The sequence below is a fragment of the Flavobacterium aureirubrum genome, assembly GCF_038739835.1.
GTDB classification, from domain to species: Bacteria; Bacteroidota; Bacteroidia; order Flavobacteriales; family Flavobacteriaceae; genus Flavobacterium; species Flavobacterium aureirubrum.
Genome location: NZ_JBCGDO010000156.1, coordinates 1 through 281 on the forward strand (window position 1 = coordinate 1; position 281 = coordinate 281).

At 25.6% G+C, this 281-nt stretch carries 1 protein-coding gene; it reads left to right on the top strand.

Going from position 1 to position 281, the window contains the following annotated elements:
• Positions 1-90 precede the first annotated feature (90 nt).
• The coding region (locus WFZ85_RS16335) for a hypothetical protein (protein WP_342697293.1) at positions 91-281 on the top strand (191 nt) is incomplete at its 3' end.

The following is a 281-nucleotide window of genomic DNA, read 5'->3' on the forward strand; positions in this document are numbered from 1 at the left end:
ATAGAAATTGTAAAATCAAAATTAGTTGACAATGAAAGTGTATTTGGAATCAGACAATTAAGCGTGACGAGTGAAAAATTAAAAAAAATAATGATTAAGACAAAGATAAAATCTACAATTGACAAAACAAAGTTGAGTGCATTTTATCTTTTAGATGTCAAAAATAAAATTCGTTATAGACTTGCCGATTATAAAGTATATACTGGATTTATTGGATATCCTGAATTGATTCCATTAATAAAAGAAAGATTTTTTGATGAAAAAGGTGCTGAAATTGAAGG